Origin of the sequence: Fibrobacter sp., from assembly GCA_012523595.1 — a bacterium.
Taxonomy (GTDB): domain Bacteria; phylum Fibrobacterota; class Chitinivibrionia; order Chitinivibrionales; family Chitinispirillaceae; genus JAAYIG01.
Window position 1 is genome coordinate 1 of sequence record JAAYIG010000025.1, and the last position, 10,157, is coordinate 10,157.

A 10,157-nucleotide genomic window follows, 5' to 3' on the forward strand; every position below is an offset into this window, starting at 1 on the left:
AATGATGAGGTGATAGAGAAAATCAGAAAAGCAAACAAGGGTTGTCAGAGTTTCTCAAATCCGGAATCCTGGGTGATAGGAGATGAGGAGTTTGTTGGAAGGATGATAGAGCCTAACAGTAATCGGAGGGTGAGACTGGCAAGGCATGTAGTGGAAAATGTCACTCTGGATTCTCTGATAGACAGGGTTGGTGCCTGTATAAACAGGGAGAGAAGAGAGCTTCTTGATCATAGCGGCCGCATGAATGAGATCTCCACTGCCAGGGAGCTCTTTGCACTGGTTGGAGTCAGCCATTTCGGTTTTTCCTGTATCAATCTAGCCACTTATCTGGGGGTGAGTGGATCAGCGGTTTCGAAGATGATCTCCCGGAGCTGCAGAATCAAAGAACTGGACTTTCTGAAAGAGATGGTTTGCACGTAGACTAAGCTGTTCTGCTGAAGTCGTAAAATGTGGCATCAGTTGATGTCCGTTCCCGCCTATTATTAAAACCTTCCTTTTTTCCTTCTGAATGGAGACAACAGGGAATTGGTAGTATTCATACCTGAAGATATGAGGTGTTATTTGTGAAATTGAGAAAAGACGGGAGGTGGTGTCTCAGATTTGAGGTCTGGCGAGGCTGATTCAATAATTCACCTGCGAGATGAAACAATGAAAAAGGTAGAGTGCTAAGAGCACCTCCGGGGTAAAATAAGGATCAAAGATAAAGTCCCTAATTCTCCTCTGGGGTAAAAAAGAGAGCTAACGAGAAAAATCCTTAATTCATCTCTGAGGTGGACCCAAAATGCAAAAAAACATTACAAACCGTCTAGGTATTATATTATTATTCTCCCTTACAAAGCGATTTCAATAAGGGTTATTTGATCCCTCCAGATGCAAGGAGAGAAAGATGTCACTTTCAGAGGTAATTAAAACTGCTCTTGATCAAATCCAGAGTATAGCCAAAACAGAAACGGTTATTGGGGACCCAATCAAAGCAGGAGATGTCACTCTGATTCCCGTATCACGCATCTCTATCGGGTTTGCGGCTGGAGGCGGAGGAAAAGATCAGAAATTCGGAACTGGCGCAGGCACCGGAGGGGGTATAAATATCAATCCGATCGCCTTTATCACCATCACAGGTGAGAAGGTACAGGTGCTTCCTGTGGAGCCTGGTGAGCCGTATATAAATAAGATCATGTCTCTTGCTCCTGATATAATGAGCAAAATCTCTAAATATCTGAAGAAAAAGGACGAACTCAAATCTGATCAAGAGGAAAAATAAACCTTCCATACTGACCAGGGGCTGTTTTTCAGTCCTGCTTGTTTTTCCATCCAGCTGAGATAGCACAGGGACAAGGAATTAATCGGGAGAATTATGTTTGACAAAAAAGATCCGGGAAATATCTGGGTATCACCAGGTTTTATCGATGGGAACGGGACATGGGAGAAACCATACAGCACAATTAAGCAAGCCCTGGATCGGGTGAAGCCTGGAAACACAATCATATTGAGAGAAGGCATCTATAGCGGTGATCTGACTATACAGGTTTCAGGAAGTGCAAGTGCGCCAATCAGAATCTTACCTTATGAAAAAGGTACTGTTGAAATACATGAGTCATGCTGGTTTTTTTATGATACATCCGATTTGATTATATCGGGTTTGACTTTTAAAAACTCTCCTTCTGGTGCAATATCAGTGATTGGCAAGTGCCGGAGAAACCGGTTTGACAGCCTTACTTTTATATGTTGCGGCAGCGCTGATAGATCATCCTGTACTTTGTTTTTCGGTGGTTCAGGCGGAGAGTTCAATATTGTGGAAGGTTGTGTTTTCAACCGGAGAGAAATAAAGAGGTTAAAACCAATAACCCCGGAAAACACATCTATCGGGCTTATGATTTCTGAAGGTGATTGTGATGGGTCGAAGCTCAGGAACCATGTTTTAAGAAGAAATCATATTATCAATTATGATCACGGGATACTGGTCGGAAGCAGTGATTCCAGTAATAATCTGTATGGACATATAGTTGAGAACAACACTATAGAAGAGTGCGGTTCAGGCGCAATCGCAGTGAAATGCGGTGATACTCAAGTAAAAGGCAACCTGGTTTTTAACTGCAAGAGTAAATCAATATCACTGCGGGCCGGAACAGGAAGTGTTGTGGAAAACAACCGCATTATTGACTGTGGATCAGGTATCACAGTCAATGGAAGCGGACATACTGTCGCCAATAACTGCATTGTACGCTGCGGGGAAGAGGCAGTAAAAGTTTGTGCGACAGACGGGAAAAGCATTGCCGCCAGCAACATTCTTATTGAGCACAATACATTTGTGGACTGCGGGTCAAAAGAGACCAAATCCAAGCCCAGAATAGCAGGGATTACCATAGAACCGAGTACTACATGTGCCGTACAGCGCAATCTGATTCACGGTCAGGGAGAAGCTTTACACATTGTAAAATCGGTCTGCTATATTGAAGATCTGCAGAAGAAGGAGATCTCGACTCCAGCCCAGTATGTTGTTCAGGATAATGCAGCATCGGGGAACTGTAAAACCTCCGATGGTTTTACAGTTGTAGAAGCTGATTTTGCATCTCCGGAAGCAGGAAATTTTGAAAACACTACGAGTTATGGCGCCAGTGGCTGGGTGACAGAATCGGAAATACCTGCTGAAAGTGATGATTACTTCTTAGATTATGAAACAGGTTTTAATGTTCAGGAAGATGAAAACGGAGAACTAATCTTTCCACAACAAGAATTGGATCTCTCATTTTTCGGAAACTTCGAAGACTCACAAACTCCAGAGAAATGAAAAGGGCATCAGACGCAGTCTTTTCTTTAAACTCACTATTTCAGTACACAAAATGACACAATAAAGCTCTGCATCCCTGAGCTGATATTGAGCAGATATCTTCCTGCTGAAACTGCTGTCCCTGGCAGAGCAAATTCCTGAAAACCACTTCTGTACAGATTTCCTTTCTTCCAGAGAGTTCTTCCGCCCATATCATAAACGCTAAAAGCAACATGCGCTGGATTAGCAAGAGAAAACCGGACAATGGAATACCCATCTTTAGCGCCTACAGATGGTTCAAGTACAAGATTTCCAGGACCTCCGTTTTTCTTCTTTCCGGCAGAGACCTGTGATTTCAGGATACCAGATGCGGTGCTAAGCAGCGGCTGTGATCCGTCAGCAAGTGTTCCCGCCTTCAATTCCCAGATTATTGCTCCGGCAAAACCATTATCAACACAGTATTGCGCTTTGATCCTTATTGAAGCCGTATCATCATAGGTGCAGTACTCACCTGTTGTGGAGAGACAATACGGAGCTTTTGCTGTTTCATCCCAATATCTTGAGTAAGTTCCGTTCTGAAGGTTTTCTACAATAGTCGAATAATACATCATACCGGGCTCCCCCTGTTCACCTGCACCAGCACCGGCATAAGTTTTGTTGGGTCCTGCGCATCCGGCAAATGTCCGTCCGTAAAAAGCCATTCCGATATTGAGCCTGGAGGCAGGAACGCCCCTGCTTACATAGTACTCCATACTTCTGCTTATTGACCAGTTGTCCTCAGACCCGTAATCGTAAAGAGGGCTGTTGATCCAGGCTAGTTCCTGTCCCCAGGCTCCGGTGTAATCGTATGTCATAATAGATATGTAGTCGACATCAGGATAAAACTGCTCCACAAGAAAATTCTTCCCATGATATGGCCCAGCCGCGATTGCCAGAGTTATGAGTTTTCTTTCTCCAGACATAAGGTCCAGGGTATCTCGCAGCTCTGAAAGAAGCGTAACGAAATTCTGAGCATCCTGAGGAGTTCCATTGTGTTCACTGAAACAGGGATACTCCCAGTCGATATCGATTCCATCAAAATTGTACTGCTCGATCAAAGCCCGGGCTTTTGAGCAAAAATTTGATCTTGAAGCAGCAGAACCAGCCAAAGCAGGAAAATTACCCGACCCGGTCCATCCTCCAATTGAAGGCAGAACCTTTACATTATGCTGATGTGCAAGATAAACTAGAGAAGTAGTAGAATCGCAGGTCTCAACCGGATACCATATTTTCTGGCCAAGCAGTACTACCTCATCTGCGTATTCATCAAATGACGAAATATCCCCATTTGTTTGTGGTTCGAAAAAAGCATACTGGATATGAGTCAGTTTGTCATAGGGCACATCCAGAGGAGTATAAGGATTATCACCATAGATTCCCCAGTTAATGAAATAGGCAACCACGTTTGCCGCCCATGAAGAGTTGAGTAAAAGAAAAATGATTGTAAGTGCTGCTGGAATATGTTTGATATGCATTCTCTTTCCTTTGGCTTACAGCTCCAGATGTTATGCTATAAAAAGCATACATGCTTTTTTTTCTGTTTGCACGAAAAAATCATATGGAAGGATCAGTTACCCAACTCCTTCTTTATCAGAATCGGGATGGGTAATTCCGGGTGAGATTTAACATGTTGGTCATGATTTCACCTTAGAGGTGATTCAGTGATTTAACAGGTTAAGTTAAGATTTCATCTCAAAGGAAATATGATTTAACGCCGAGTCATATTCTTACCTCAGAGATGATTTGGTGAATCAGCACACTAACTCAATATTTCACCCCAGAGATAACTGAGTGAATCCCCAAAACCGTTCCCAACCCCAACCTGAACAGAAACCAGCCTATTCAGCAAAATCAGCTCACATAGATTGGTCATGATTTCACCTCAAAGGTGATTCTATAACTTAACGTTTTAAGTCATAATTTTACCTCAGGGATGATTCAGTGATTTAACAAGTTAAATCAAGATTTCATCTCAAAGTGAATTGTCGAAGAAATAGTAGACAAAAAGTTGAGTCACATTCTCACCTCAGAGATGATTTTATTGAACCAGCACACACTAATTCATTATTTCACCCCAGAGGTAACTGAGTGAATCCTGAGACCGAGGAATCCTCAAACCCTCTCCAATCCCAACCCCGAACAGGAACCAACCTAATCTTTTCAGGCAGAAAATCAACTCACATAGAATTGCGGATGTTTACATCAGTACTATCGGCTATGAGAACCTCGTTTGCATCCGAGCCTGTTTTTCCCCCGAAAATAACTGAGAGTATGCGTGCAGAGGCAATCTGGCTGCCTGACAGCGGAGTCCCTGACTTGTCTTTGGGTACACAATTCAGGGTATCAAGCAGTTCAGACATCCTTACCGCTGTGCTGTTCATTTTTCGGTATAGTGCCTTTTGTGGTACGTTCTGTATATAATAGGTTATCCGTCTGGCTGGGTATATAGTTGTATTGGAGGCAGGATAAGCATTATCGAGGTTTGTGGCTAGAAAAAAGGTGTCCGCCCCGGCTGCATCGATACCGACTCTGAGTATTTCCCTGAAGGTAGTGTCATGGCTTTGGAGGCAAATCCACCTCTCATCCTGAATAACTCCTCCATCATCGACAAGAATTCTATCTGCCCCGGTGGATACATCAGCAGATAAATTTGTTTTCAAATGCTCCGGATTCAGAAAAATCTGAATCTCATCACTTGCGCTGGTGGATAATACCAGTTTGAACCCATTTCCAGGCAATCCCAGACCCGACATACGGATATCTTTTTCGAGGAAATTGGCTACTGAAGCAATATCCCGCTGCAACTGCGCTTTTTCATTTTCTCTTGAAATACTGCGCATGAGGTAGCGATGTGTTTGAAAGGCGCTCGATACTACTATTGAACCGACCATCATAGCAATTGTCAGTTCCAGTATTGAGTACCCGGATTTTTCTTTCAGAACCGATTTAAACATACTATAGCCTTGCGATAATAGTGGAGAGTTCTATCGAGTGTCTGGGGTACTCTACCGGCCACTGAACATTCAGAACGATTTTTTTCTGGTTGCTGCTGGTTGTAACAGTCCAACTGCGGATATATTTGTCCCTGGAAACATCTGAATCGGTCACGATCTCATCATAATTGGTTCTGCGAAGTTCTTCCAGAAGCTGATATCCTGCAGATGTGGCCGCAGAGAGTTCTTTTGAAGCCTGGTTTGAATTGATGAGCGAAACCACACAGGCATTGAGTCCGGTTACCAGCAGTGCCAGTACGATCATGGCAACTATCACCTCTATCAAGGAGCTCCCCTCAATATTCTTTCCTGCATTCATAAAAATCCCCCTTCATGGATACCGGATTCACTATTATTATAGAAGTCCCAGAGGATGAAAAAACGGAAACGAAATTTCCGCTTCAGGAAAACAGGAATGCAATTATCTCTTGATGGGCATTGAAATAGCTAAACAGTTTTTCTTCTGAACTGATTTCCAATTGTTCTCTTTCCTCATCACTTCCGAACAGTTTTACTCTGTAATAATCCAGCGCACTGGAAAGCATGTTATAAATAAACAGGATATATTTGGCACTGAAGCCGGCCCCTGTGTGCCAGAGATTGCGTAGTTGACGATCTGTGATCCGCAAGTGATCAGCCCACTCCGTAACTGATTGCGGTTTTTTCTCTATTAGAACCTTTGTGGCAAAATTCAGAGTATCGGCACCGAATTCACTGTATCTGTGATTAACAATACTGAGAATCGAGTTTTGGCTGACAATATTAAAAAACTCCCTGCTGTCAAATGAAGCTCCCTTTTCCAGCACCGCTCTTGCACCCAACTGAATACATGTTGCCCCTTTATTGGGAGAACTGGAACCTGTCAGCACTACGATGGGGCAATGGTAAGCATACTGACGAAGAATATAGAATTCATCATTTTCAATATCATTCATACCCAGATCAAGAATACAGGCATGAAAACGAAGCCCGGAGCGAAGGTATTTCAATGCCTCCGTATTGGAGGAGGCGGTAGAAATTGTATAAAGATGAACCGGTTCAAAGAGATCCAGTATGAAATCCTTAAATTCATTGTTATCTTCGATAAACAGCAGATTCAGAGTTTTATTGAGAAAATCATAAGGAAGTCTGTTTTTACTTTCCATGCAATATGTGCTACCCTTTACTTTTTTTGTTGATTTCAGTTCTAAAATCAGGCAGTGCCTCAAGGATACTGGATCTTACATGTAAATTCAGTAAAGACCAGACCTGTGTCAGTTCATTATACACCTGATCCACGCTGATAACAGGTCGTCTTGTTTTATAATATTCCGGGAGTGAGTCATACCTGATAAGGAGATCCTGAAGATAGATTGCAAACTGATCGGGACTGATCAGATTCTGACGGAAGTCATTTCTGAGTCTGGACAGCGGGTTGTCGGAAAGTGTTGAATCATAACCGGATCTGATATTCTGGTTAAAAGCGACACCCTTTTTATTCGTAAAGAGAATGCCAGCCAGTAAGATCAATACAGAGCCGATCAATGCTATGATAATCAGGGTAGTTCTGATTTTTCTGGAACGATTTGCGGCATTTACCCCTTTAGTGTTTGCCAGTTTTTTCGACATGCTGGCTACAACCCGGTCCCGCGACATTTCACTGATAACATCTTTTCTCATAATACTCTCTGCATCCGGGTGTCACTGTCAGGGTAAACATAACATCCAGGGGCTAACTATAATTCTACAAAGGGCGTATTAAGAAATCAATCAGGATTCAATCTCTGTTTGAATCCCTACCTTATGTAAAGGGAGTAGTATTGAGGATACTCTATATCTGACCAGGAAATTTATTCTATCCCTAGCAGTCTCCTGACAGCCTTGATTATCTGACGAATATCACTTTTCATAATGAGGTCATCAGCGCCCGCTTTTTTTGCTATATCATAGAAGCGATTTGGTTCGTGGCCGGTTACTATCAGGATTTTAAGCCCCGGGTGGCTCTTACGCACAATTTTCGTGAAATCGATTCCGCTTTTTCCCGGAAGTGAAATATCAATAAGGACCAGGTCAGGATTTAATTCTCCAACTCTTCTTAATGCCTCATCTGCATCCGTTGCCTGTGCCGCGATTTCAATATCCATCTCTTTCCGAAACATAATTGAATAGAGAAACTGCATCTCCTCATGATCTTCAACGATAATTATTCTTTTTTTTTCCATAATGAAGTTTATTCCTGGAATGCATATCTACAGTGTTGCAACCCCGATACCATAAAGATCAGAAGCTGCAGATCTGCCTGAAAATGAAATGAAACGGCCTGTGTTTTGCACCAGAATCAACATATCTCGCTTCAACAATAGCTTTCACCATTCTGGTAAAAAAAATGAGTCAGAAAACCACCTCTTTTCTCTCCTTTTCCACTGTATTTTTTATTTTCCTCATTGAATGCATCCTTTCTCCCGGATGGTCTTTTTGGGTTCTTTACTTTCTTCCCGCGATCGTCTTCTTCGATAATCACTCCCCCAGATCCTCTTTTCTCTTTACAGCACTTATCACATCTCTTATGATTATCGGCTTCTTACTCCCTCCTTACGCTATCTTCCAGCGCATTCTGATTCTCAATCGTCTCGCCGGCATCGTCTCTCTATGGCTCGTTTCAATCCAGGCTGTGAGCCGGGTAAAAGCCCACAGGCTGTTTTATAAAACAGCTACACTTAGTGAGGCTATCCTTACAAACATGACCGAAGGGCTTATTGTCAGTAATCGCGATGGCAAGATAGTGAAATGGAATAAGGCTGCAGAGACGATCTGCAAAACCGGTGCTCTTCCTTTATATAAATATGCCGGACAGTGGAAACTGCGTGATCTGTATGGAAATAAAATCTCTCTAAAACAATGGCCTTTAAGCAGAGTGCTCAAAGGAGAGAAAATCGATGATCAGTCTTTACATCTTACCAATACCAGAACTCTTGAGAGCTCTTATATAAATGTCAGCGGAATTCCCATCTTTGACAAACAGGGAAATCTTGAGCAGGCTGTTATCATGATCAGAGATATAACAGCGATAATTGAAACTGAAAACAAGCTTAAGGATGCTCTGGAAACATCAGAGAAACGTGCCACAGAGATTGAGTCCAAAGGAAGACTGCTGAATGTTTTGATGGAGCAGGTTCCGGAAGTTTTGTTCATTACCGGACCCCTGAACCAGGTACTTTATGTCTCCCGCTTCAGTGAAAAGCTGCTTGAGATGCCCCTGGAGGAGATTATCAATACACCGGAAGAGGAGCGTCCTGATGCCTGGGGTTTATTTCATCCCGATGGCAAATCTGCCTCTTTTTCTGAGATGCCTCTTTATCAGGCTGTGCACATGGGAGTCACAACCGAAATGCAGGAATGGTTGATAAAACGTAATGGCAGGGCAAAAACCGTTCTTGTAAATACCCGTCCCATCCTCGACCCGCAGGGCAGAATAAGAGGTGCAGTTAGCGGATGGCGGGATATTTCTGAAATCAAACGCATCTTAAGTGCAAATATCGATCAGAAAAACTTTCTGGAGAGTATCCTTGATAATATTCCAATCGTAGTACTCCTCTTTAACTGCCATGACCAGCGTCTCCTCTTTGTAAATACATATTACTACCGTATCAGCCGTTTTCCCGGTAGAGAGATACTGGGAAAAAAAATCCAGGAGGTCTGGCCTGATCTGGAGAGCCGGCTTGGTCCGATTCTGGAAAAAGTATGTATCGGCAATGAGTCCTACAAGGCTGAGAACATGGAGCTGAAGCTCGATACAGGAAAAGGACAGGAAGTCATATTCATCAGTTTTGAACTGATTCCTCTTTCCTCTCATGATTCCGAAAAGACTGTTCTGGCTATCGTAAGAGAGACAACTGAAGCTGTGGAGACCCAGAGGCAAATCGAACAGACTGTCATCTTTGATGAAGCAATTCTCAGCAATATCACAGATTCGCTCTTTATCTTCGATGGTAATGGGAAGCTTCTTAAGACCAATCCTGAAGCCATAAAGAAACATGGTCTTCCTGAGGATATAAGAGAATTGCAAAAAATGAAGAGTGTTTATGGTTTCCTGAAATATTTCCGTATTTACACTCTTGACGGGCAGGAGATTCCTCCTGATAAGTGGCCTTCCTCTGCCGTTCTCAAAGGTGAAAATCTCCCCGGAACAGAAGTAGTGGTAAGGGTAGCAGGAAAAAAAGAGGAGTGGATTGCCAGTATCAGCGGCGTTCCTGTAAAGAAGAAAAGCGGCAGGGTGGAGATAGGCATAGTCACTGTGAGGGATGTCACTTCAGCGGTCAAGGTGCGCAGGGAAATGGAGTATGCGGTCGCCCGCTATGAGTCAATTGTAAATTATATGA

10 protein-coding genes are annotated in these 10,157 nt (G+C 43.0%); 4 read left to right on the plus strand and 6 right to left on the minus strand.

Going from position 1 to position 10,157, the window contains the following annotated elements:
* The 3 genes from GX089_01130 to GX089_01140 all read left to right on the plus strand — a co-directional run.
* On the plus strand, positions 1–420 hold a 420-nt coding region (locus GX089_01130), incomplete at its 5' end, for a hypothetical protein (GenBank protein NLP01075.1).
* Positions 421–886: 466 nt separating this feature from the next.
* Positions 887–1,261 (plus strand): sporulation protein, encoded by a 375-nt coding sequence (locus tag GX089_01135; GenBank protein NLP01076.1) that lies wholly within the window; start codon positions 887–889, stop codon positions 1,259–1,261.
* A gap of 93 nt (positions 1,262–1,354) precedes the next feature.
* Entirely contained in the window at positions 1,355–2,788 is a 1,434-nt protein-coding gene (locus GX089_01140; protein ID NLP01077.1) for a hypothetical protein, read from the plus strand.
* A 35-nt stretch (positions 2,789–2,823) separates the two neighbouring features.
* On the opposite strand, the gene GX089_01145 is transcribed toward GX089_01140, so the two are convergent.
* The 6 genes from GX089_01145 to GX089_01170 all read right to left on the minus strand — a co-directional run bounded on the left by GX089_01145 (position 2,824) and on the right by GX089_01170 (position 8,000).
* Entirely contained in the window at positions 2,824–4,281 is a 1,458-nt protein-coding gene (locus GX089_01145) for a glycoside hydrolase family 18 protein (GenBank protein NLP01078.1), read from the minus strand.
* Between the two features lie 702 nt (positions 4,282–4,983).
* Positions 4,984–5,760, minus strand: coding sequence for a hypothetical protein (locus GX089_01150; protein ID NLP01079.1), 777 nt, complete (start codon positions 5,758–5,760; stop codon positions 4,984–4,986).
* A 1-nt stretch (position 5,761) separates the two neighbouring features.
* Positions 5,762–6,118, minus strand: a complete 357-nt coding sequence (locus tag GX089_01155) for a hypothetical protein (GenBank protein ID NLP01080.1) — start codon at positions 6,116–6,118, stop codon at positions 5,762–5,764.
* A gap of 82 nt (positions 6,119–6,200) precedes the next feature.
* Positions 6,201–6,944 (minus strand): response regulator, encoded by a 744-nt coding sequence (locus tag GX089_01160; protein NLP01081.1) that lies wholly within the window; start codon positions 6,942–6,944, stop codon positions 6,201–6,203.
* Between the two features lie 10 nt (positions 6,945–6,954).
* Positions 6,955–7,458: a hypothetical protein gene (locus GX089_01165; GenBank protein NLP01082.1), complete on the minus strand. Its 504-nt coding sequence runs from the start codon at positions 7,456–7,458 to the stop codon at positions 6,955–6,957.
* Positions 7,459–7,628: 170 nt separating this feature from the next.
* On the minus strand, positions 7,629–8,000 hold the full coding sequence (locus GX089_01170) for a response regulator (GenBank protein ID NLP01083.1): 372 nt from the start codon (positions 7,998–8,000) through the stop codon (positions 7,629–7,631).
* A gap of 164 nt (positions 8,001–8,164) precedes the next feature.
* On the opposite strand from GX089_01170, the gene GX089_01175 reads away from it, so the two are divergent.
* A partial coding sequence (locus GX089_01175; GenBank protein ID NLP01084.1) for a PAS domain-containing protein occupies positions 8,165–10,157 on the plus strand: 1,993 nt, incomplete at its 3' end.

What these genes read in the sequence shown, in the direction of transcription:
- GX089_01135 (NLP01076.1), top strand. Translation starts at nt 887, where the DNA reads ATGTCACTTTCAGAGGTAATTAAAACTGCTCTTGATCAAATCCAGAGT.
- GX089_01140 (NLP01077.1), top strand. Translation starts at nt 1,355, where the DNA reads ATGTTTGACAAAAAAGATCCGGGAAATATCTGGGTATCACCAGGTTTT.
- GX089_01145 (NLP01078.1), bottom strand. Translation starts at nt 4,281, where the DNA reads ATGCATATCAAACATATTCCAGCAGCACTTACAATCATTTTTCTTTTA.
- GX089_01150 (NLP01079.1), bottom strand. Translation starts at nt 5,760, where the DNA reads ATGTTTAAATCGGTTCTGAAAGAAAAATCCGGGTACTCAATACTGGAA.
- GX089_01155 (NLP01080.1), bottom strand. Translation starts at nt 6,118, where the DNA reads ATGAATGCAGGAAAGAATATTGAGGGGAGCTCCTTGATAGAGGTGATA.
- GX089_01160 (NLP01081.1), bottom strand. Translation starts at nt 6,944, where the DNA reads ATGGAAAGTAAAAACAGACTTCCTTATGATTTTCTCAATAAAACTCTG.
- GX089_01165 (NLP01082.1), bottom strand. Translation starts at nt 7,458, where the DNA reads ATGAGAAAAGATGTTATCAGTGAAATGTCGCGGGACCGGGTTGTAGCC.
- GX089_01170 (NLP01083.1), bottom strand. Translation starts at nt 8,000, where the DNA reads ATGGAAAAAAAAAGAATAATTATCGTTGAAGATCATGAGGAGATGCAG.